Source organism: Kluyvera sp. 1366, assembly GCF_054823405.1.
Genome location: NZ_JBTRDW010000001.1, coordinates 482,396 through 504,437, shown reverse-complemented (window position 1 = coordinate 504,437; position 22,042 = coordinate 482,396). Strand labels below are relative to the sequence as shown.

Here is a 22,042-nt window from a genome sequence, read left to right as displayed (position 1 = left end):
AAACGCTATGCAGAAAAAATCCCTTATTGCGCTGTTGTTGCTGGGCATGAGCAGCGCCGTATTCGCCGAAGATGTGGCGGTTAACGGTCAAAACATCAGTGTTGAAGCCAACAAAACGCCGATCAATACCGCGAAAAATGACGCCGCAGTGGCGCAGATCCCGGCTGGACATCGCTTTGCCGTGCCGGGTTCGTTCACCGTAGCGGTCGCCGCGCTGAATTCGCCGCCATTAACTGTATTCAGTGATGACAACAAAACCCTGCTCGGCAGCGAAGTGGATATCGCCCGCTTAGTCGCCGACAGCCTGGGTCTGAAACTCAACGTGGTGCCAACGTCATGGGAAGACTGGCCGCTGGGCGTGGCATCGGGCAAATACGATGCGGCGATCAGTAACGTGACCGTCACTAAAGAGCGCAAAGAACGCTTCGATTTCGCCACCTATCGCAAAGATTCACTCGGTTTTTACGTCAAATCCAGCAGTCCAATTACGTCGCTGACCAAAGCCGAAGATATTGCCGGACTGCGTATTATCGTCGGCTCTGGCACCAATCAGGAATCGATCCTGCTGGCCTGGGATAAAGAGAATCAGGCTAAAGGATTGAAGCCGTTTACGCCGGTGTATACCAAAGACGATGCGGCCCAAACGCTGGCGCTGCAGTCAGGTCGCGCCGATGCCTACTTTGGTCCGAACGTAATTGGCGCCTGGAAAGCGGCGCTGACCAAGCAGACGCGTTTGGTTGGCAGCGTCGATGGCGGCTGGCCTAAAGCGGCGCACATCGCGGTGACGGTGAAGAAAGATGGCGGTTTAGTGCAGCCGATCAACACCGCGCTGAATGGCGTGATCAAGAACGGCGATTACGACAAGGTGCTGAAGCGCTGGGGTGAAGGCGTGGAGCGTATCGACAGTTCAGAGATCAATCCGGCCGGATTGGGCGATTAAGGAGGCAGCATGAGCGAGCAACTGTTCCGCGAAGTATCACCGGAAGCGCCTGAGCTGCAACCGATTTTGACCGGACTGTTTGGTGAATATACCGCGCGCTACGGCGCGTTCTTCACCAGCCAAAAAGAGGTGGAGCTGACCGAATGGTATTTGCCGCCGCGCGGGCTGTTTATCGTGCTGGAGCGTGACGGCGAGATCATCGCGATGGGCGCGTATAAACCTTACGACGAGGTGACCGCTGAGTTTAAACGCATCTGGACGCGCAGCGATCTGCGTCGTCAGGGCTTGGCGCTGCTGATCCTGCAGGAACTGGAGCGCCGTGCGCTGCGTGCGGGCTATCAGCGCGTGTTTCTCACCACCGGTTTCCGCCAGCCAGAAGCGGTGAAGTTGTATATCGGCCACGGTTATCAGCCGCAGTTTGAGCTGCTGGAGGATATGGAGGTCTACAGCCAGCCGCCACACGATGGACGCTTGCGCTTCCTGAAAGTGATTGATGTACATAGCGTGGCGCAGGCCAGCTAAGGAGTTGTAATGCGTAATGAACCACAACGTTTAACCGTGGTGCCGGCGCGATATCCGGCACGTACCGTCGGCGCGATTGTCGCGTTGTTTATTCTGGCCAGCGTGATTGATTCGGTTGCGTTCAATCCGCGCTGGGAATGGGGCGTGTTCGCCAAATGGTTTTTTGATCCGGTGATCCTCAGCGGTTTGGGGCAAACGCTGCTGCTGACGCTGTTTGGCACCATACTCAGCCTGATTTTTGGCGGTTTGCTGGCGCTGGCGCGTCTCTCGTCATCCTGGCTGCTGAGTACGCTGGCGTTTGGCTATATCTGGCTGTTCCGCTCGCTGCCGCTGATCGTGGTGCTGATCATCCTCTACAACTTCTCCTATCTGTACGACACGCTGTCGCTCGGCATTCCGTTTACCGCGCTGTCGTGGGGCCATTTCCAGACCATCAACGTGCTCGGCCAGTTCCCGGCGGCGGTGATTGGTTTGACGCTGGTGCAGAGCGCTTATAGTGCTGAGATCATTCGCGGCGGCTTTTTGGGTGTCGATCACGGCCAGTTTGAAGCGGCTTCGGCGCTGGGATTATCCTCCACGCGCCGTACCTTCCGCATCATTCTGCCGCAGGCGCTGCGCGCGATTATTCCTACCACTTTTAATGAAATCATCAGCCTCGCCAAAGGCACCTCAATGGTTTACGTGCTGGCGATGCCGGAACTGTTCTACACCATTCAGATGATCTATAACCGCACGCAGCAGGTGATTCCGCTGCTGATGGTCGGCGCGGCCTGGTATCTGATCATCACCACCGTTTTGTCACTGCTGCAGCACAGCGTTGAGCGCTGGCTGGCGCGCAGTGTCACCCGTGAACCGCAGCCGTCGCGCTGGCGTCAATGGCGTAACCGCAGCGCCAAACCTGCAACCGAGGAGCTTTCCCATGTCCGAAGCCATTGATTACCGCAATCTGCATACCGCTGGCGCCATTAGCATTACCGGCGTGAGCAAGTCGTTCGGCAAACTGAAAGCGCTGGATGATGTGTCACTGGAGCTGGAACCGGGATCGGTGACGGTGATTCTCGGGCCGTCTGGCTCGGGCAAATCGACGCTGTTGCGCATCATTAACCATCTGGAGCGCGTTGATGAAGGCTATATCCAGATCGATGGTGATTACATCGGTTATCAGCGTCGCGGCGACAAGCTGTATGAGCTGAAAGAGCAGGCAATTCTGCGTCAGCGCATCAACGTTGGCTACGTGTTCCAGAACTTCAATCTGTTCCCGCATCTGACGGTGCTGGAGAATCTGATTGAAGCGCCGATTGCGCATCGTCAACTGTCTCGCCGTGAAGCGATTGATCGTGCCGGTGAGCTGCTGGATGTGGTTGGCCTGCGTCACAAAGCCGATGCCTGGCCGCGCCATTTGTCGGGCGGCCAGCAGCAGCGTATCGCGATTGCGCGTGCCTTGATGCTCAATCCGCGCGTGATGCTGTTTGATGAACCGACGTCAGCGCTCGATCCCGAGCTGGTGGGTGAAGTGCTGGATGTGATCAAAAAACTGGCGCGTTCCGGCACCACGCTGGTGATTGTCACGCACGAAGTCGGTTTTGCGCGTGAAGTGGCGGACAACGTGGTGTTTATGGTCGATGGACGCATTGTTGAGCAGGGCAGCAGTAATCAGGTGCTGAATCAGCCGCGCCACGAGCGCACCAAACGTTTTCTGGCGCGGGTACTTTAATGGAAAGAGTGATTATTGCGGCGTTGCTGACAGTGATGTCAGGCGCGCCAGCCATCGCAGCAGAAACGCTGGATGCCAAAAACAACGAAACGCCGATCAATATAGCCGCGAATCCCCAGGCTATCGCGAAGATTCCGGCGGGTTTTCACTTTGTGAATCCGGGGTATTTGACCGTCGCCACCACGGCGATGAACTCGCCGCCGATCGGTTTATGGGCGTCGGATAATAAAACGCTGATCGGCAGCGATCCGGATATTGCGCGTCTGCTGGCGGACAGTTTGGGTTTAAAGCTGAAGCTGGTGCCAGCCGCCTGGGAAGATTGGCCGCTGGGTATTACCGCTGGACGGTATGACGTGGCGATGTTCAATATTGCCGTCACCGAAGAGCGCAAAAAGAAGTTCGATTTCGCCACTTATCGCGCGGATAACCACGCCTTTGCGGTGAAAACCAACAGCGCGATAACCGCGATTAAGGGCCGCGAAGATGTGGCGGGTAAGCGCATCATTGTGGGTTCGGGCACCAATCAGGAGCGGATTTTACTCAGCTGGGATGAGAAGAACCGCGCGCAGGGCTTAGCGCCGGTGCAGCCGATCTATCTCAACGATGATGCGGCGGCCACGCTGGCGCTGCTTTCGGGACGTGCGGATGCAACGTTTGGCCCTCAATCATTGGCAGCATGGAAAGTCGCTTCGCGCGGGCAGACCAAAATCGTCGGTCACGGCCCGTTCCGCGCCTGGGTGGCGGTGACCACTAAAAAAGGTAATGGATTGGATGTGGCACTGCAGCAGGCAATTAATGGCGCGATTGCCAGCGGCGAGTACAAACAAGTATTGGCACGCTGGGGCGAACAGGAAGAGGCGGTGGAAACCTCGCAGGTAAATCCGCCGGGGATTGTTTACCAGTAATTTTCTGTTCTGCTTAATTTTGCGAGAAAGCTCACGATGTGAAAGTTGTGGGCTTTTTTTATTTCATTGGGTTTTAGGTCGGCTCACATTAAATTTGCTATTGTTAGTTATGGCTTCCACTAATTAGACCAATGATCTCCCTAAAACATCATTCTGTTATTCGAAACGCTAATGTTTTAAAAATATTTTAGTGCCAGGATGCTTACGGTTTTGTGTGATGTGCATTCATTCAACGGAGGTAAGGGAATGCAGGAAAGAGGCAGCAGACTTGAAAGTCAGGTTAATGTACTTTTCACCGATGTGCCAGCGAACAAATCTAATGATGCGACTAAGCAAGATGTCGAGTCCAGAGGAGTTAAGGTGGAGTCGATAAACAGCGATTTGTATGAGGCGATAATGATACAAACTAAATGGCTGGTAGCAATGCAATTCATGACACTTGGGTTAGGACTTTTCCTCGCGAAACTGCTGTTTTAGTTAATATTTCGTGTGCCGGTCGCCATAAATGGCGACCCTGCAAAACAGCAGATTATATTTTGGCTTTTTTGATCCATACCTGCGCATCTGCGGGCGGCAGCGGGCGGGCGAAATGGTAGCCCTGAAACAGATGACAGCCTTTATCGCGCAGGTAGGTGAAATACTCCTCACTCTCGATGCCTTCAGCCAGCACATTCAGACCCATTTCACGCGATAACTCGATGGTTTTCTGCACCACAATCGCCGATGACTCATTTTTAAAAATCTGCATGATTAATGATTTATCAATCTTAATATCATCAATGGCAAAATCACTGATCGATTTAAGCGATGAATAGCCGACGCCAAAGTCATCAATCGCCCATTTAACACCTAATTGGCTAAAATGGCTGATTACGTCGCCAATACGCTTCTGGTCGTAGACAAAGGTGGTTTCAGTAATTTCAAACTTGAGGCGTTCGGGGCGGATTTTATAATGTGACAGCGATAACAAGGTATCCTGGGTGAAATCGCGGTGTATTAACTGCAGCGGACTGATGTTAACAGAAAACACCAAATCACTAAGGTGCTGACCGCGATCCCATTCGGCGATTTGCTGTAAGGTGTGTTCCATCACCCACTTGCCAATGTCGATAATCAAGCCACTTTTTTCGGCCACTGGAATAAACACTTCGGGTGAAATAAAGCCTTTAACAGGATGCTTCCAGCGCAGCAGGGCTTCAAATCCAATCAGCTTTTTATTGCTGTCGACTTGTGGCTGGTAATAGAGCTCCAGCTGATTCTTTTCGATGGCTTGTGAAAGTTCGCGTTTGATCAAATCGGTTTCGGAGTAGTTGCCGCGCAGCGTGAATGCCGTCAACAACAGCGCGATCATTGGCACTGCACAGTTGACGATATAAAAGCCGGATTCATGCGGAATATTGAGCTGAAACGCGCTATGTTGCCAGGTTAATCCGGTCGAGATAAAAAACAGATAAACCACCAGGCAGATTAACGGGAATATTTTACTTAAGTAAGGTGTTTGCTGGCGTAATACCAATGCTGAGCCGACGGTTAACGCCACCAGATAATTGTACTCTGAGTGTTTTTCTACTCTGTGGTCATTATCCAGCAGAAACAACAGCATTATGATCAGTAACAAAGCATGCACGATGATGTAGAGATGTTTGTTCAGCTTGTCACGGAATGCCGCAATGACAATATAAAATCCCATCGCGGTGCTCAGGCAATATAAGGCGGAAACACCATTTTCTCCCTTAATGAAATTCGTCACTACCATATAAAAACCCGCCAGGATGCTGGAAAATCCAGCAATGAGCAGAGTTAAGCGCAATTTTTTCTCTGGGTTATCACCCTGCAAAATGAAGGGTAAATCTTTTAGCATGGAATATCTGGAGCTAAAATAAGAAATCATCTGAGGTTCTCATTTTTTCTGTCATATTTATTAAATTGAATCGCATAATTATTCTAGATTCATGCATCGGGAAAGTCATAATTTTGTTTTCTCCGATCAAAGATTGTTCCTATCCAGTTCCCGGTAGGCGCGTTAGAATCAACGACCAACGGAAAAGCTTTCACAGAGCTTAAACTCACCTTCAACATACTGATTGCAATGAAAATACGATTCCTGTCTGCCAACGAGCTAAAGCTGGCCGAGGTGCGTACCATCCTTGAGCCGGTCGGTGTCGAAGTGCTTCCAATCGCACGCCGTATTGAAGAGATTCAGACTGAAAATGAGGTTGAACTGGTGCGCGACAAGCTCACCAAAGCGTTCTCTATTATTGGTCGTCCGCTGTTTGTCGAACACACCGGGCTCTATCTGGATGGCCTGAACGGCTTACCGGCCGGATTGACGCGCATCTTCTGGAGCCGCCTGAATGCCGAGCGCTTCACCAAACTGGTGAACGGTTTAGATAGCGCCTGCGTCACGGCAAAAACCGTGCTTGGCTATTGCGATGGGCAAAAAATGTATCAGTTCGAAGGCGAACTGCGCGGCACCATCGCCACCGAGCCTGCTGGTCCACGCGAATTTCAATGGGACTGCGTGTTTATCCCGGAAGGGCATACGCAAACCTTCGCCGAAATGGGCGAGCTGAAAAATGAGATTTCGATGCGTCGCCTGGCGCTGGATCGCTTCGCAACCTTTTTGAAAACATCGCGGGGATTGGCATGAAACCCGAGCTAAAACGCGCCTACGACGCCGGTAAACTGATCCTGTTCGCCGGTGCAGGCATTTCACGCAATCTTGGCCTGCCGGAATGGCATGAGCTGATTGCGCACCTGGCTAAAGAGCTGGGCTACGACCCGAAAATCTTCAATACCTACGGCACGCATCTGTCGCTGGCGGAGTATTACAAGCAGCGTAAAGGCTCGCTGGGACCGCTGCGCAGCTGGATGGATCGCGAATGGCATCGCCCGGATATTGACGTGCGCAGTTCTGAAATCCATACCATGATCACCCAAGGCAATTTCTCACGCATCTACACCACCAATTACGATCGCTGGCTTGAAATGGCGCATGAGGCGCACAACGTGCCTTACAGTAAAGTAGCGAACGCGGCAGATTTGGTGTCGTTGACTGAAGATAAGCGCCACATCATCAAACTGCATGGTGATTTCGACGACGATACGTCAATTGTGCTGGATGAAAGCAGCTACTTTGAACGCCTCTATTTTGATTCGCCGCTGGATATCAAACTCACGCACGACGTCATGGGCAACTCGGTATTGTTTGTGGGCTACAGCATCAGCGATTTCAATATTCGTCTGTTATTCTACCGCCTGACAAAAATGTGGGGCCGAACCGGCTTGGCCACCGCGCGTCCTAAATCGTACCTGTTCACCAACCGCAATAACCCGGTGGCAAAAGAGGTATTAGGGCAGTGGGGCATTGAGATGATCGTCTCGGAAGAGGACGATCCGCGCAAAGCGTTGGCGCTGTTCCTGGAAGAATTACTGGCTTAACAGCAGAAAGTGATTGCCTGGAAAAGTTTGATCAGAATATACTGTATATAAATACAGTTAATCGAGGTGCATCATGGCAGTCGAAACCAAATATGTTGTAGTCAGAAAGGGTGAAGAAAAGATGACGTTTGCCAATAAAAAAGACGCGGATGCCTGGGACAAAATGCTCGATATGGCAGACGCCTTTACCGATTGGCTACAGCAACATCAGCCAGAGTTGGGTGAAGCGCAGGCCGAAGCATTGGGTCTGCTGTTGGCTGAACAGAAAGACGCGGTGCAGCATATCCTGCGCACCAGCAAGCTGCCGGATATTGTAAAGGCAGAAGAGGTCGCGCCAACGCCTGAAGCCGCTGCGGAAACCGAGAGCGAAGCGGAAGCGGTAGCGCCGGAAAAGAAAGTCCGCGCGGTTAAAGCGGCCTAAGCCGTTTTGTCAGGTGCGCATTGATGCGCACCTGGTTACTCATCAATGTTTAATCTGGTAGCGCGTGCTGCGCCCGCCGCCGGGTAATTTCTCCAGACAACCTTTCGCCAGCAGTTCTGTCAGATGTCGCGTCGCCGTGGCTTTACTCACTTTCGCCACCTTCTGATACTGGCCGGCGCTGATACCTGCGTTAAATCCCTGTTCACCGCCATCCAGTAAGCGATTCAGCACGCGGGTTTGCTCCGCACTCAGCTCAGCAGCATTGTGCATTAACCAGAAGCGCGCTTTGTTTTGCGTGCGCGTGACGGTTTCCAGCGCGCGCTCAAGGCTGTCATTCAGCACATCACAAAACCACAGTAGCCAATCGGTGACGTCCATGGCGCCGCGCTGCGTCTGCTGCAGGATGCGGTAATAATCGGCACGTTGCGCCAGAATCGATGCGGACATGGCATACAAGCGGATGCTCTGGCTATCCGCCTGCGCCAGCGCCAAATCGGTCAGGGCGCGGGTGATGCGTCCATTACCGTCATCAAACGGGTGCAGCGTAACGAACCACAGATGGCACAGCGCGGCGCGCAACAGCGGGTCGAGCAGCGGATCCGCGCGGCTGTGATTAAACCACGCGATAAATTCCTCAAGCTGTGCCTCCAGCCCGGCGCGCGGCGGCGCTTCGAAATGTACTGTTGGCCGATCGATACGCCCCGAAACGACCTGCATCGGTTCATCGCCGCGCAACGCGCCAACATTTAGTCGCTTAATGGTCCATTCGCTTGCGGGGAATAACCAGCGATGCCACTGACATAAACGCGCCAACGTGAGTTCCTGATCGCGTTGCGTGATGGCATCCATCATCATGGTTGCCAAACCTTCGGAACGTTCGGAAACCGGGTAAGGCTGATCGAGCGAAACGCCTAAACGGCGGGCAAGGGACGATCGTACCGACTGCGCGTTGACGCGCTCATCTTCAATCGCTGAGGAAGAGAGGATATTGCTGAGCAACGTATCCAGCGTTTGTTGATCGCTGTTATCTTGCACGCTGGCGCGGCCCAGCAAGACGCCGCGCTGCTGCTGCAGCTGGCGCAGGCGCGGCAGTAATTTCTCTTCCTGCCAGCGAAACTGCGGCCAATCGGGCTGCTGCCAAATCCACATCATAAAGTCACTCCTGAATCGCATGAGCTGAATAGAACGGCTATTCGGCTCACATGGTGAGCTGAATAATAGTCTGTAATCGGCTCATTGACCAGCTGAGCTTGCAGGCATCTGGCGCTGAGCTAATGTCGGTGACCATCAATGGCAATCCACCGGAGTTTGGTACCTTGCCATCAAGTTCTACCGCCGCGCGCCGATAGAGTGTTCAAAGGGATGTACGCGCACAGGGAGTGGTTCTGAATACCGAAAAGTGTCAACTCCAGGAGCGCCATAATGGCCAAACACGCATCACCTAAGAAAACAATGAGCACCCGCACGCAGATGCTGCTGACGGGCGCCTTAACCATCACACTCGGCTTTGCCGTAACCATCGGCGTGCTGAGCTGGCAATCCAGTAACGAACAAAAGTCACTGGCCGAAAGCTATCTGCAGCAGATTGCACAAAGCCAGGCGCTGCAAATTCAGCATGAACTTAGCTACGCGCGCGATGTGGCGCATAACCTCGGCCACAGCTTGATCGCATTGCCAGCGGCGGGCATTCAGGACCGTAAAGTTGCTGATAAGCTGATGGAATCGGCGCTGCGCGATAATCCCGATTACCTGTCGATCTCGGTGATCTTCGAAGAGAACGCCTTCGACGGACGTGACGCGGAGTTCGCCACCCAAGCCAATGCGGCACCGAAAGGTCGCTACGCCTTCTTCGTCGATCGCGATCAAACCGGCAATTTTAACCTGCATCCGCTGACCTCGATCTTCACGCCAGGTCAGGGCGATTACTATCTGCTGCCGCAAAAAAGTCAGAAAGATATGCTGATTGAGCCTTACAGCTACGCCTACAACGGCGTGCCGACGCTGCTGACTTCGGTAGCGGCGCCGATTGTGAGCCAGGGCAAACTGTGGGGCGTGGTGACGTCCGATATTTCGCTGGCGTCGCTGCAGGAGAAGGTCAACAAAATCAAACCGTGGGATGGCAGCGGCTATGCGATGCTGCTCTCCAGCGCGGGTAATGTGGTCTCTTATCCGGATAAAAGCCAGACCAGCAAGCCGTGGAAAGGTGATACCCATAACTTCAGCAGCAGCGTGATGGAACATCATGATGCGTTGCTGGGTGAAGATGCGCTGGTGACATGGCAGCCGGTGGTGATTGGTAACAGCGATCAGAAATGGTATCTCGGCGTGGTTGCGCCGGTCAGCCAGGTGATGGCGGCGGCGCATCGTCAACTGATTAACGCAGTGATCCTGATGATCATCAGTATTCTGGTGGTGTGTACGCTGCTTGGCATGCTGTTCAGTCGCAAAGTGCTGAAGCCGATTGGTGGCGAACCGCTGGAAGCCGCGACCATCGCGCTGGCCGTCGCCGATGGCAAACTCGATAACGTCATCACGTTGAAAGGGCGCGATAACAGCAGCTTGTTCTATGCGCTGCATACCATGCAAAACCAGCTGCGCGATATCGTGGGACAGATTCAGGATGCCAGTTCGTCGGTGCGTCAGGGCGCGGGTGAAATCGCCAGCGGCAACCTCAATCTCGCCTCGCGTACCGAGCAGCAAGCTGCCGCGCTGGAGCAAACGGCCGCCAGCATGGAGCAGATCACTGCTACGGTGAAACACAACGCCACCAACGCGCATCAGGCGACAACGCTCACCGACAACGCCACGCACATTGCCAGCCGTGGTGAAACGCTGGTGGGCGAAGTGGTGCAAACCATGGCGCAAATTGACGACAGCGCGAAGAAAATTGGCGACATCACCGCCATCATCAATAGCATCGCCTTCCAGACCAATATTCTGGCGCTGAACGCCGCAGTAGAAGCGGCGCGTGCCGGAGAACAAGGACGCGGCTTTGCCGTGGTGGCGTCGGAAGTCCGTAATCTGGCCCAACGCAGCGCCAATGCGGTGAAAGATATCGGCGCGCTGATTGAAGAATCCACGCAGCGCGTCGGCAGCGGCGTGAAGCTGGTGCAGGATGCGGGCAAGACCATGCAGGAGATGACGCAGGCGGTGAATTCGGTGCGCACCATTATCGGTGAAATCGTGATCGCTTCCGATGAGCAGGCGCGCGGCATCAGTCAGGTGACCATCGCGGTGAACGAGATGGACAGCACCACGCAGCAGAACGCCGCGCTGGTGCAAGAGATGTCTGCCGCCGCCAGTTCGCTGGAAGATCAGGCCTCGCAGCTGGCGAACACCGTTGGGCGTTTCCAGCTGAGTTAATTGAGCCTTAGCTAAGAACGCGCTGAGCGTGGCACGCCGTTTTTCTCTGAATAACGGCTGCCTATCCACCAGGTGATCAGCGCCGCCAGGGCGATCGCGCCCAGCACGGCAAACGCACTGCGATAGGAATAGGCTGCGGCAATGTTTCCCGCTAACGCGGGACTCATTGCCGCGCCGACGCCCTGCATGAGCATGATAAAACCCTGACCCGCATTGGTATGTCCACTGCCCTCAAGCACCTTCACGATATAACCCGGCACCGCCACGCCCAGCAGACCCGCCGCTACGCCATCCAGAATCTGTACCGGAATCATGAAATAAGCGCCGTCAAAAGCGGAGGCAATCAACGCACGTAATGGCAGCACCAGCAGCGCCGCCGTGATCAGCACGGGGTAGCCAAAACGCGGTGCGTGACGTGCAGCATACAGCGCCATGGGAATCATCACACATTGTGAAATAACCACCGTGGCGGCAGCATAAAGTCCAGGGCTGATGGCTGCATTGTGCGCTGCCGCCACCCGCAGGCTCAGCATAGGTAACAGCGCGGCATTGCCAAGATGGAAGAGTAACAGCGTAACTCCCGTAATAATGACGGCAGGATTACGGGCAATCTGATAAAGACGCGGGACGTTGCTAATCGATTCGCTGCCAGAAAGCCCGCGCGCGGCAAGGTTATCGATGTCGTTATGGCGAATAGCCAGCACGGCTGCACCTGCGCACAGCGCCATCGTCGTCATGAGTACAAACACCGCACCCGTGCCCCACAACCACACTGAAGCACCCGCAATAATGGCGGCCGTCATATTTCCGCCGTGGTTGAAGGCTTCATTTCTCCCCATTTGATGGCTGAATCCTTGCGGACCGGCCAGGCCAAGGGTAATACCCGTCAACATCGGCGCGATGAGCGCGGCGGAAAGGCCAGTCACAATCTGCGATAAAACCACGATCCATCCCTGATGGAAATACCACAGCAGCAAGGTGGATAGGGTGATCAGGAGTGAACCGATGAGCAGCAACGATCGTTTATGGCGAGTAGCGTCTGTGGCTAAACCCGCCGGCAGGGTGGCAACCAGACCTGCAAGGCCACCGGCGGTCATCACCCAGCCAATATCTCCTGCATTCCAGTGGCGTTCTGTCAGAAATATGCCGAGAAAAGGCCCAAGACCATCTCGTACGTCAGCCATAAAAAAGTTAACCAGACACAGAGCCTGAAGCGAACGCAGTGGCATAGGAATCCTTAGCAAGTAATCGGAACGGGACGAACGTAATCATGGCAGGAAAACGGCAATTTTCCTGCTGTGATGGGCGTTAATTATGTTGCCGGGTACCAAACCGCTGCCGATACTGGCCGGGCGTGACGCCGGTGAGTTTGCGGAAAATTTTGCGGAAAGCGGAAGGGTCGCTGTAGCCGATCTCCCAGGCGATCTGATCGACCGAACGATTACTCAGCTCTAGCGCGTCGCGCGCTTTCATAATGCGTACCTGCTGCAAATAATCCGTTGGCCGCAGGCCGGTCGCTTTCTGGAAATGGCGCAGAAAAGTACGTGGCGTCATGCTTGCCAGCGCCGACATGCTCTCAATGCTGTGATGCTCGGCAACATGGGCATGAAGATGATGCTGCGCGCGCAGAATCTGGCTATCGCCGTGATCGAAATTGGGGATAAATGCCGAATAGGTGCTTTGCTCGCGTCGCGGCGGGTCGATCAGTAAAAAGCGTGAGGTCGCCAGCATGGTGCCGGTGCCGAGCACTTTTTCGATCAGCGTTAAACCCAAATCGGTCCACGCCAAAATCCCACCGGCGGTAATAATGTCGCCATCGTCAATCACCATATTTTCCACCGCGACGTCTACCGAAGGAAAACGCTCCGACAGCGTCTGCGCAAAGGCCCAGTGCGTGGTGGCGCGACGGTGATCGATTAGTCCGGTTTCGGCCAGCACAAAGGCACCGGCGCACACCGAACAGAGCGTTACGCCTGCGTCATAAAGCTCACTCATCCAGTCGGCGGGCACCTTCATGGGCACCATTTTCGCTGGCACCACCAGACTTGGCGGCGCAATCACGTGGCTCAGGCGATGTGCTGTATCGGGATGGCTATCCCAGACGCAAACCATGTGATCGCTGTGCGCATCAATCTGCCAATGTGAGACACGAATCGTCCGCTTGCGCTCTTCACCCGATATATTCTCGGCCCATTCCGCAGCAATCCTGAACATATCGGTTAAGCCATATATCGCCGCGAGTTGGCAATCGGGATAGATCACCAAGCCAATCTCCGCGACAACGCTGCTTTCGTCAGTTTTTATCATTTGTCAGTTACGGCCCTTAATGTGTCATATTTGACAATATTAGCCGCTGCCGCTTTCCATAACAATAAGCCCATCGAACGCAGACAATCACATACAGAGGACTTACTCATGAGCAACGGCATCATCACCACCCAAGACGGCACCAAAATCTTTTACAAAGACTGGGGCCCAAAAAACGCCCAACCGGTAGTGTTTCATCACGGCTGGCCGTTAAGCGCCGATGACTGGGATAACCAAATGTTGTTCTTCCTGGCACAAGGTTATCGCGTTATCGCCCACGACCGTCGCGGCCACGGACGTTCCGACCAAACCGATAGCGGCAATGATATGACCACATACGCCGCTGACGTGGCAGAACTGGCCAAAGCGCTGGACCTGCGCAACACCATCCATATCGGTCACTCTACCGGTGGCGGCGAAGTGGCGCGTTATGTGGCGCATGCCGAAAAAGGTCGCGTGGCGAAAGCGGTGTTGATGGGCGCCGTGCCACCAATCATGTTGCAAACCGCCGCCAATCCAGAAGGTTTGCCGAAAGAGGTGTTTGATGGTTTCCGCTCGGCGCTGGCCGCTAACCGCGCGCAGTTCTTTATCGATGTGCCAGCGGGGCCGTTCTACGGTTTTAACCGTCCGGGTGCGAAAGCGAGCCAGGGCTTGATCGATAACTGGTGGCGTCAGGGCATGGCGGGCGGCGCTAAGGCGCAGTACGACTGTATCGCTGCGTTCTCGGAAACCGATTTTACCGAAGATTTAAAAGCGATCACCGTGCCAGTATTGGTGCTGCATGGGGAAGACGATCAGGTGGTGCCGATTAATGATTCGGCGCATAAGGCGATTAAGCTGCTGAAACAGGGCACGCTGAAAACCTACCCAGGCTTGTCGCACGGTATGTTCGCGACGCATCCTGAGCAGATTAATCCTGATTTGTTGGCGTTTGCGAAAGCGTAAATTACCGAGTTCACGAATCGTAGCGGCGCAATTATTTGCGCGATAAATCGCGCCGCTACAGCATGTGCAATGTATGTTTACGCTAAGCCACCGGTGTAATGCCGGTTTCCCGGCTGTTCTCAGCCGGGAAACCCTGCTTAGCACGCAGCGCAATTCCCAACGCGACCAACAGCAATAGCAGAATCGCCCACGGAAAAGATTGGGAGCCGACATGTTCCAGCAACATTCCGCCGGTCAAACCGCCGAGGGCGATAGCGCTGTTCCAGGTGACGACATTCATGGAGAGCGCGACATCGGCATATTCACCGGCGGCATCTGCCAGAGCCGTTTGCAGCAGCGTCGCGGCACCGCCGAAGGTGAGTCCCCAAGCGGCTATGCCCGCATAGATCACGGCGGGTGTTGGCGTACTCAGACCAAAAATCACCGACACCGCAGCAAAGATGGAGAGTGACAGCAGCACCGCTTTGCGCAGATGCGTATCAATGATCTTGCCGGTAATGAATATTCCCCCCAATGCCGCCATACCAAAGATCAGCAGCACCACATCCACGCGATGCGCCAGACCGGCTGAAGCAATGAACGGTGCAATGTAGGTGTAGAGAATGTTATGCGCCAGCATCCAGGTCAGCACCACACCCAGCACGGCACCTACGCCGGGGAGGCGTAACACTGCGCCGAGCGGCATTTTTTGCGTAGCAGATTGGCCGGGATAGTTCGGCACGGCCAGCAAAATCCAGCCGATAAGAATGAGAGAGAGACCCGACATGGCGGCAAAAGTCAGACGCCATCCCAGCAACGAACCCATCCATGTGCCTGCCGGAACACCGAGTGAAAGAGCGATGGGCGTGCCCACCATGGCGAGCGCCAATGCGCGTCCCTGCAGCGATGGAACCACCATTCTTCGCGCATAGCCCGCAATCAGACTCCACGCCAAACCGGCTGACGCACCAGCAAAAAATCGCGCTATTAAGATGATGACAACGTCAGAAGAGACGGCGGTAAGAGTGTTAAATAGCAGAAACCCACACACGGTGCTCAGCAGCACAACCCGGCGCGACCAGCTTCGGGTCAGCAATGTGAGCGGAATCGCGGCCAGTAGCGAACCGGCTGCATAGGCGGTAACCCATTGACCGGCCAGCGAGGGGGAAATATTAAGCCCCTGACTGATTTGTGGTAGCAATCCCGCGGGTATGGTTTCAGTCAGGATGCAGATAAAACCTGCCATTGCGAGCGCCAAAAGCGCCAGGAGTGGCAGCCGTTGGGCTTCTTCGTGCTTAAACGTTGAATTCATTATTTAGCCTGCTCTTGATTTGCAACAGCGCCGCGAAGCGCCATGGATATATGTATCGATCGGTATTTATATTGCGGAGGCGAGCTGTGCGTTGTCAATGAATTCTGTATCGATTAGTATAAATGGCGGAGGATGTGATGATGAGAACAGGCAGACCAAGACAATTTGACCGGGATGAAGCGGTGATCAAAGCGATGCACCTTTTCTGGGAAAACGGCTATGAATCAACCTCGCTGGCGCAGCTCAAAGCCTCAATAGGCAAAGGCATCACCGCGCCAAGCTTCTACGCCGCGTTTGGATCGAAAGAGGCACTCTTTGCTGAAGCCGTGAACTGTTATTTGCAAACCCATGCTCAGGTCACGGAAGCTTTGTGGGATACCCGCGTGCCCGCTCGCCAGGCGCTGGAAACCGCGCTGCTCAACTCCGCCAGAATGCAGTACGATCCTGCGCATCCGCGTGGATGCATGGTTGCGCTAAGCGTGATGTCTTCCTGTTCTGAGGAAAATCGCCACGTGCTTAAACCGCTTGAAGCATCGCGCATGCGCACCCGTGAAGGGATAAAGCATTGCGTTGAAAGAGGGATCGGCAGCGGTGAGTTGCGGGATGAGGAGGAGACGCTTTCGCTGGCGGTCAGCTTCAACAGTTTTATGCTGGGGATATCAACGCTAGCGCGCGATGACGTTCCTCTCCACGAAGTTGAGCGCGGAATCGCACAGATGATGAGATTGTGGGATGCCTCGCGGGCACTCCCACAATCTTAAGTGCGTTACGGTTTGCGCTGCAGCGTAATGCGGGTCAACTCTGAGGGGCGGCCCAAACGCACCGCCATGCCAGGCCACAGCGCGGTGCCGTTGTTGACGTAGAGTTGCATGCCGTCGACCTGATACAAACCCGACACGAAACCCGCGTTGGGTTTGGCAAACAGGCGATCGAAGCCAACAATCAGGCCGCCGTGCGTGTGGCCGGACAGCTGCAAATCGATGTTTTTCAGTGCGTTTTGCCGGGCGTTGCGCGGCTGGTGGTCGAGCAAGATCACCGGAGCGTCTTCCGGCGCACCGGCCAGCGCCAGTTCCAAATTGGGGCCAACTGCGCCACGTCGTGCTGCTGACGTATCCGGCATGCCGGCGATCACCAGCTCGGCGTTATCGCGCTTAATCACCGTATGGCGATTGAGTAACGGCTCCAGACCTAGCGACGCCAGATGTGCGGTCCAGCGCTCCTGCTCAAAGAAATATTCGTGATTGCCGGTGATGGCGAAAACGCCATCGCGGGCGTGTAATCCGCGCAGCGGTTCGACGTCCGCACGACGGTTCTGCAGCGTACCGTCAATCACATCGCCGGTGACCAGAATCAGGTCGACGTCCAGCGTCATGGCTTTTTGCACCAGCGCGCGCGTCCATTTCTCATTAAAAAGTTTGGTGATGTGCATGTCCGTTAACTGCAACAGTTGATAGCCTTCGAATTCACGCGGAAGGTTGTCGATCTCAATGGTCACATCTTTGATCGGCGGAACGCGGATAGCCTGATAAACGCCAACCGTGGCCAGAATCAAGGCAAACGCCGCCGCCACATAACGCACCGCGGGTACGATTTCGAACGGATGGCGGAACAACAGTGAAACCAGCGCCACTACATCAATCACAAACTGCGTCAGCGCGAGGAATAAAACGGCGCTGAAACCCCAGTTGAACAGGATGACGATGGCGCGCGGCATTTCCGGCGAGAACATGCTGCCAGAGGTAAAACGGCTCACCAGCAGATATTGCGAAGCCAGCAACACCAGCAGAGAAAGGATGATTTTTAACAGCAAGGGCATGGCTAACGGGAACAAAAATCGGGCGATCACATACCAGCTCGGTATGCTGAAAATCAGATGGAACATCACTCACTTCCCTGGTTTAAGGGCGCTGATTTAGCGCAAAAATTTATCCGCAAAGAACATTACTACCGCCCTGTTGATAAAACCGCATCATCGAGTGATGCCTTCAGCCAGCGTGGCCATCAGCAATGCCCGACGAGATTCGAGTTCACTAATTTGGCGTTCAATATCCGCCAGTCGCTTATATTGCACAGCCTGAGTTTCCGGGCAAAATGCTGCCCCTTCGATCATGCGCATACAATCCGGAAAAGAGCAGATTTCGGCAATGCTGAAACCGGTATTGATGAGCCGTTGAATCTGGCGCACCTGGGTTATCGCCTGTGGCGGGAAAAAACGGTATCCATTGCAGGCACGTGTTGAAGTTAGCAGATGATGGCGATCGTAATGACGAATGGCGCGCACGCTCACGCCTGTCTCTCTTGCCAGCTCTCCAATTGATAACTGCATAAGTGACTCCCCATAAAGCGGCTTGACTCTGACATCAGTGTCAGGGTTCAGGATAGCCGGGAATCATTCATTTAAGGAGATTTTTATGCTGTTACTTTTTAAACGCACACTGTTTAGCGTCGTTCTCATGCTCTTTTCTGCCACGCTGTTCGCCGCTGAGAAGCAGTACACCATTACCGCGCCAGATGGCGTGAAGCTGGCAGTACAGGAATCAGGTAATCCTGATGGTTTACCTATTGTGTTTATTCATGGTTTGCTTGGCAGCCACTTAAACTGGGAAAAACAGATCAGTGATGCGCAGTTACAACAACGCTATCGGCTGATTACATTCGATATGCGTGGGCACGGTTTATCCGACAAGCCTGAACAAGAATCAGCTTACCGCGATGGGAAACGCTGGGCCGACGATCTCCGCGCAGTAATTAATCAAAGCCATGCCAATAAGCCGTTATTAGTCGGATGGTCATTGGGCGGGGCGGTGATCACCAACTATCTGGCGGCCTATGGTGACGGTAATATCAGTGGCGCTATCTACGTCGACGGCGTGGTAGAGCTCAATCCCACGTTGATTCCGGCGCATGAAGTATATGGCGCAATGACGGCAAGTGATTTGAAAACACATCTGGATGGCGAGCGGGCATTTCTGCAGCTGTGTTTTTACCAGCAACCGGACCGCACCACCTTTGAACGCCTGCTGGCCAACGCCGCGCTGGCTGCGTGGCCCATGCAAAGAGCGGTGCCCACCATGACCATTGCATTAGAAAAAGGAGTAAAAAATGTGCGTGTGCCGCTGCTGTTCATCTACGGTGAGCATGATGCATTGGTGAATCCTGCTGCATCTCTCGCCAGAGTAAAGCGTATCAATTCGCGCATTCAGACACAGATGTTTGCCGATTCTGGCCATGCGCCATTTATCGAAGAACCTGCGCGTTTTAATCGAACACTGGCAACTTTTGCTTCAGCTTTATAAAGTCTCAGGGCCGCCATCTTCGGCGGCCCTTATCCCGCGTTCACCACGGAGGATGCATGCAACGCCAGCAGCTGTTCGACTACATCAATCAGCACTATCAGGTAGAACCCGATTATCCGTGGAAAAAGCACAGTGAGTATGCAGTGCTGCGTCATCCGCGGCACCGCAAATGGTTTGCGCTGGTGTTCCCGCTGGAGAGTCACAAACTCGGTTTACCGGATGGGACGGTAATTGATGTGATGAACATCAAAGCGCGACCTGAACTGATTGGGTCGCTGCGCCAGTTGCCCGGCGTTTATCCGGCTTACCACATGAACAAAGAGCATTGGCTGAGCATCACGCTGGAGAACGGCTTGCCGGATAGCGAGATTCTGGCGTTGCTGGATGACAGCTTCAGTCTGACGTTTTAGCGCGCGAGCGGCGCGCAGGCATCATGCGCACTAACGTATTGTCTTTGAACAGATAATGGTGCGCCAGCGCGGCCACGGCATGAATGCCGATCAGCCAGTAACCGTAAGGCGCGAGGGTTTCATGCCAGTCCGCAATCATGTCGGCGAAATCCGGATCCGGATCGCCACTCACCGGCATCGGAATGCCAAAAATCCACCAGGTGCGGCCCATATAGAAGCGCGACAAAATGCCCAGCGTGGGTAAGACAATGAAAAACACGTAGATCGCCAGATGCATCAGATGCGCCAGGCCGGTTTGCCAGTGCGGCGGCTTGGGCAAAATCGCCGGGCTGCGATGGCGAAAACGCAGCAGGATGCGTGACAGCATAATCACCAGCACACAACTTCCTGCGCTGAAGTGACCAATAATCATGGCAAAGCCTTGCCACGAACCGCGCGTCGCCAGTCCACGAAATTCCATGGTGCAATACGCAGTGACGACCAACAGGAAGGTCAACCAGTGAAGAAAAATCTGCGATGGGGCGTATTTATTGCTCATTTTTAATCCGTAAAAAGGCCTGGCGGGACGGTTACTTTAATGGAAAATGCGCTGAATGAATTCATTATTTGACACATCAGCAACAGCGTTTTTACCTTTCCGCTTCTGTTGCCACCAACAATTGACTCAGCAAGGTTTTCAGCTGCGCTTGCTGCGCTGCATCCAGCGTTTCCAGCAGGCTATTTTGCGTTTGCGTGTGTACCAGCAGGGCTTGCTCGATCTTCGCTAATCCTTCTTCAGTCAGCGCCACCAGCATGCTGCGCTTATCGTCGGGATCGGCAACGCGCACAATCGACCCCACGTCTTCCAGCCGATTGAGGCGATTGGTCATCGCGCCCGATGTCACCAGCAATGATTTATACAGCTGGGTCGGCGATAAGCGATAGGGCGCACCCGCGCGCCGCAGCGTCGCCAGCACATCAAATTCGCCATCGCGAAATCCAAACGGTGCCAGCGCTTCAGCGCGCGTTTTCGCCAGATGTTTCATGATACGCAGCATGCGACCAAATACCGCCATCGACGATGCATCCAGCTCCGGCATCGCGCTGGCCCACTGTTCAACTACAAAATCGACGTGATCGGTCAAATTGATTTCTCCAGATGCTGTTGTTGCCTGTTTGCACAATCCGTAGCGGCGCGATTCATCGCGCAATAAATTGCGCCGCTACGGATTGTGCGGTGATTAATATTCGCCATCTCATCCTCATTTGTTGCTTTGTGCGCATGGGCTGTTGCTGCTGCGAAAATTATCTTAACGTTAAGATAATTTTAATGAGCATGGAGATGCAAAGTGAATCGTACTTTACCTGCGGTTGGGATGTTTGCCTTACTGGTTTTTGTTATCGCACTGAATTTGCGGCCGATGATGGCGGCGATGGGACCGCTGTTTCCACTCCTGCAGCGCGACGCGCAGCTCAGCGCCACGCAGCTTAGCCTGCTGACCACGTTGCCGGTCATCATGATGGGATTGGCGGCGCTGGCCGGGCCGCTGCTGTTGCGCCGGCTCGGCGAAGTACGCGGTATCGCTGCCGGATTGCTGTTGCTGGCGCTGGCGAGCGTCGCGCGTGGGTTCGAGCAATCTGCCATAGCGTTGATTACCAGCGCGCTGGTGGCGGGGTGCGGTATCGGATTGATTCAGGCCTTAATGCCAGCGCAGATCAAACGTCACTTTGGTGCGAAAGCAGGCACGCTGATGGCGCTGTTCACCACCGGGATTATGGCGGGCGCAGCGATTGCTGCCGCCAGCGCCGCACCATTGGCGAAATCGCAAGGTTTAGCGTTAACGCTGGCAATTCCTGTTGTCCCCGCAGTCATCGCGCTGTTGCTGTGGTTGACGTTTTCACGCGGCGTAACGCCAATGCAAAGCAGCCAGGCTCCACGCACTGCTCGCTCACCGCGAGCCTGGCTGTTGATGATCTTCTTTGGCATTGGCACCGGCGCGTACACCTTGGTGCTGGCGTGGCTGCCGCCATTTTACATGCAGCACGGCTGGCAACCTGAACAAAGTGGCTATGTGCTGGGCGCGCTCACGCTGACGGAAGTTGCCGCGGGTTTTGTGCTGTCGGCGTTGATCCATCGCTTCCGCGATCGTCGCCGTCCGTTGCTGGTGGTGTTAACTTTGATTCTGCTGGGCTTGATCAGTCTGCTGTGGCTTGGCGGGGCGCAGGCGTGGCTGCCTACATTGCTGCTCGGATTAGGCATCGGCGCGCTGTTCCCGCTCTCGCTGATCGTCACGCTCGATCACGCGCGCACGCCGGAAGAAGCGGGCGCATTGCTCTCCTTCGTGCAGGGCGGCGGTTATTTGCTGGCGGCGTTGATGCCGCTGATCGCTGGCATCGTGCGTGACCGCGCCGCCTCGCTGGATAGTGCGTGGATAATCATGAGCGTGGGCATTGTGTTGCTGATGGTGATGGCGCTGCGGTTTAAAACGCAGCGATAAACGCACGGCA

At 54.5% G+C, this 22,042-nt stretch carries 23 protein-coding genes; 14 read left to right on the top strand and 9 right to left on the bottom strand.

Annotation, left to right across the window (positions count from 1 at the left end; genetic code table 11):
* Positions 1 to 7 precede the first annotated feature (7 nt).
* From ACVLVH_RS02385 to ACVLVH_RS02365, 5 genes are read left to right on the top strand one after another with little or no spacing between them, the layout of a single operon-like run.
* Positions 8 to 940 carry an ABC transporter substrate-binding protein gene (locus tag ACVLVH_RS02385; protein WP_192235005.1) on the top strand — a complete coding sequence of 311 codons (933 nt, stop codon included), beginning with the start codon at positions 8 to 10 and terminating at the stop codon, positions 938 to 940.
* Between the two features lie 9 nt (positions 941 to 949).
* On the top strand, positions 950 to 1,462 hold the full coding sequence (locus tag ACVLVH_RS02380) for a GNAT family N-acetyltransferase (RefSeq protein WP_101761402.1): 513 nt from the start codon (positions 950 to 952) through the stop codon (positions 1,460 to 1,462).
* 9 nt (positions 1,463 to 1,471) lie between these two features.
* On the top strand, positions 1,472 to 2,398 hold the full coding sequence (locus tag ACVLVH_RS02375) for an amino acid ABC transporter permease (protein WP_110868467.1): 927 nt from the start codon (positions 1,472 to 1,474) through the stop codon (positions 2,396 to 2,398).
* The gene (locus tag ACVLVH_RS02370; RefSeq protein ID WP_498948605.1) at positions 2,382 to 3,176 is read left to right on the top strand and encodes an amino acid ABC transporter ATP-binding protein; all 795 of its coding nucleotides are present in this window, start codon (positions 2,382 to 2,384) and stop codon (positions 3,174 to 3,176) included. The genes ACVLVH_RS02375 and ACVLVH_RS02370 overlap by 17 nt, the downstream gene beginning before the upstream one ends.
* Complete coding sequence (locus ACVLVH_RS02365; protein WP_192235003.1) at positions 3,176 to 4,081, top strand: ABC transporter substrate-binding protein; 906 nt, start codon at positions 3,176 to 3,178, stop codon at positions 4,079 to 4,081. Before ACVLVH_RS02370 ends, ACVLVH_RS02365 begins: the two co-directional genes overlap by 1 nt.
* A gap of 529 nt (positions 4,082 to 4,610) precedes the next feature.
* Here ACVLVH_RS02365 and ACVLVH_RS02360 read toward each other — a convergent pair.
* The gene (locus ACVLVH_RS02360; RefSeq protein ID WP_225614485.1) at positions 4,611 to 5,771 is read right to left on the bottom strand and encodes a putative bifunctional diguanylate cyclase/phosphodiesterase; all 1,161 of its coding nucleotides are present in this window, start codon (positions 5,769 to 5,771) and stop codon (positions 4,611 to 4,613) included.
* Between the two features lie 399 nt (positions 5,772 to 6,170).
* Between ACVLVH_RS02360 and ACVLVH_RS02355 the strand changes: the two genes are divergently transcribed.
* From ACVLVH_RS02355 to ACVLVH_RS02345, 3 genes are all read left to right on the top strand, one after another.
* Positions 6,171 to 6,731, top strand: coding sequence for a non-canonical purine NTP pyrophosphatase (locus ACVLVH_RS02355; protein WP_101761408.1), 561 nt, complete (start codon positions 6,171 to 6,173; stop codon positions 6,729 to 6,731).
* Positions 6,728 to 7,522 (top strand): SIR2 family protein, encoded by a 795-nt coding sequence (locus ACVLVH_RS02350; protein ID WP_008108794.1) that lies wholly within the window; start codon positions 6,728 to 6,730, stop codon positions 7,520 to 7,522. The genes ACVLVH_RS02355 and ACVLVH_RS02350 overlap by 4 nt, the downstream gene beginning before the upstream one ends.
* A gap of 73 nt (positions 7,523 to 7,595) precedes the next feature.
* On the top strand, positions 7,596 to 7,943 hold the full coding sequence (locus ACVLVH_RS02345; protein WP_217548088.1) for a YebG family protein: 348 nt from the start codon (positions 7,596 to 7,598) through the stop codon (positions 7,941 to 7,943).
* A gap of 42 nt (positions 7,944 to 7,985) precedes the next feature.
* On the opposite strand, the gene ACVLVH_RS02340 is transcribed toward ACVLVH_RS02345, so the two are convergent.
* Positions 7,986 to 9,092: a Fic family protein gene (locus tag ACVLVH_RS02340; protein WP_446676437.1), complete on the bottom strand. Its 1,107-nt coding sequence runs from the start codon at positions 9,090 to 9,092 to the stop codon at positions 7,986 to 7,988.
* A gap of 273 nt (positions 9,093 to 9,365) precedes the next feature.
* Here ACVLVH_RS02340 and ACVLVH_RS02335 point away from each other — a divergent pair, with 273 nt between their 5' ends.
* Complete coding sequence (locus ACVLVH_RS02335; RefSeq protein ID WP_309837676.1) at positions 9,366 to 11,306, top strand: methyl-accepting chemotaxis protein; 1,941 nt, start codon at positions 9,366 to 9,368, stop codon at positions 11,304 to 11,306.
* A gap of 11 nt (positions 11,307 to 11,317) precedes the next feature.
* On the opposite strand, the gene ACVLVH_RS02330 is transcribed toward ACVLVH_RS02335, so the two are convergent.
* Positions 11,318 to 12,535, bottom strand: coding sequence for an MFS transporter (locus tag ACVLVH_RS02330; protein WP_498948602.1), 1,218 nt, complete (start codon positions 12,533 to 12,535; stop codon positions 11,318 to 11,320).
* A 79-nt stretch (positions 12,536 to 12,614) separates the two neighbouring features.
* Positions 12,615 to 13,613 carry a GlxA family transcriptional regulator gene (locus tag ACVLVH_RS02325; protein ID WP_498948601.1) on the bottom strand — a complete coding sequence of 333 codons (999 nt, stop codon included), beginning with the start codon at positions 13,611 to 13,613 and terminating at the stop codon, positions 12,615 to 12,617.
* Between the two features lie 108 nt (positions 13,614 to 13,721).
* On the opposite strand from ACVLVH_RS02325, the gene ACVLVH_RS02320 reads away from it, so the two are divergent.
* Entirely contained in the window at positions 13,722 to 14,558 is an 837-nt protein-coding gene (locus ACVLVH_RS02320) for an alpha/beta fold hydrolase (RefSeq protein ID WP_498948599.1), read from the top strand.
* An 82-nt stretch (positions 14,559 to 14,640) separates the two neighbouring features.
* On the opposite strand, the gene ACVLVH_RS02315 is transcribed toward ACVLVH_RS02320, so the two are convergent.
* Positions 14,641 to 15,849 carry an MFS transporter gene (locus tag ACVLVH_RS02315; RefSeq protein ID WP_498948597.1) on the bottom strand — a complete coding sequence of 403 codons (1,209 nt, stop codon included), beginning with the start codon at positions 15,847 to 15,849 and terminating at the stop codon, positions 14,641 to 14,643.
* Positions 15,850 to 15,986: 137 nt separating this feature from the next.
* Here ACVLVH_RS02315 and ACVLVH_RS02310 point away from each other — a divergent pair, with 137 nt between their 5' ends.
* Complete coding sequence (locus ACVLVH_RS02310) at positions 15,987 to 16,610, top strand: TetR/AcrR family transcriptional regulator (RefSeq protein WP_101761774.1); 624 nt, start codon at positions 15,987 to 15,989, stop codon at positions 16,608 to 16,610.
* A gap of 5 nt (positions 16,611 to 16,615) precedes the next feature.
* Here ACVLVH_RS02310 and ACVLVH_RS02305 read toward each other — a convergent pair whose 3' ends face one another.
* Together ACVLVH_RS02305 and ACVLVH_RS02300 are read right to left on the bottom strand one after the other, a co-directional pair.
* A complete protein-coding gene (locus ACVLVH_RS02305) occupies positions 16,616 to 17,731 on the bottom strand; it encodes a metallophosphoesterase (RefSeq protein ID WP_498948596.1) in 1,116 nt (371 codons plus the stop codon).
* 87 nt (positions 17,732 to 17,818) lie between these two features.
* Positions 17,819 to 18,175, bottom strand: coding sequence for a MerR family transcriptional regulator (locus tag ACVLVH_RS02300; RefSeq protein ID WP_110866970.1), 357 nt, complete (start codon positions 18,173 to 18,175; stop codon positions 17,819 to 17,821).
* Positions 18,176 to 18,260: 85 nt separating this feature from the next.
* Between ACVLVH_RS02300 and ACVLVH_RS02295 the strand changes: the two genes are divergently transcribed.
* Positions 18,261 to 19,145, top strand: a complete 885-nt coding sequence (locus ACVLVH_RS02295; protein WP_498948594.1) for an alpha/beta fold hydrolase — start codon at positions 18,261 to 18,263, stop codon at positions 19,143 to 19,145.
* A 56-nt stretch (positions 19,146 to 19,201) separates the two neighbouring features.
* Entirely contained in the window at positions 19,202 to 19,555 is a 354-nt protein-coding gene (locus tag ACVLVH_RS02290; protein ID WP_498948593.1) for an MmcQ/YjbR family DNA-binding protein, read from the top strand.
* Here ACVLVH_RS02290 and cybB read toward each other — a convergent pair.
* Together cybB and ACVLVH_RS02280 are read right to left on the bottom strand one after the other, a co-directional pair.
* Positions 19,539 to 20,093 carry a cytochrome b561 gene (gene cybB, locus ACVLVH_RS02285; protein ID WP_137386953.1) on the bottom strand — a complete coding sequence of 185 codons (555 nt, stop codon included), beginning with the start codon at positions 20,091 to 20,093 and terminating at the stop codon, positions 19,539 to 19,541. The genes ACVLVH_RS02290 and cybB overlap by 17 nt on opposite strands.
* A gap of 91 nt (positions 20,094 to 20,184) precedes the next feature.
* Positions 20,185 to 20,679, bottom strand: coding sequence for a MarR family winged helix-turn-helix transcriptional regulator (locus ACVLVH_RS02280; RefSeq protein ID WP_217548100.1), 495 nt, complete (start codon positions 20,677 to 20,679; stop codon positions 20,185 to 20,187).
* A 204-nt stretch (positions 20,680 to 20,883) separates the two neighbouring features.
* Here ACVLVH_RS02280 and ACVLVH_RS02275 point away from each other — a divergent pair, with 204 nt between their 5' ends.
* On the top strand, positions 20,884 to 22,032 hold the full coding sequence (locus tag ACVLVH_RS02275) for an MFS transporter (RefSeq protein WP_498948592.1): 1,149 nt from the start codon (positions 20,884 to 20,886) through the stop codon (positions 22,030 to 22,032).
* Positions 22,033 to 22,042: the final 10 nt, after the last annotated feature.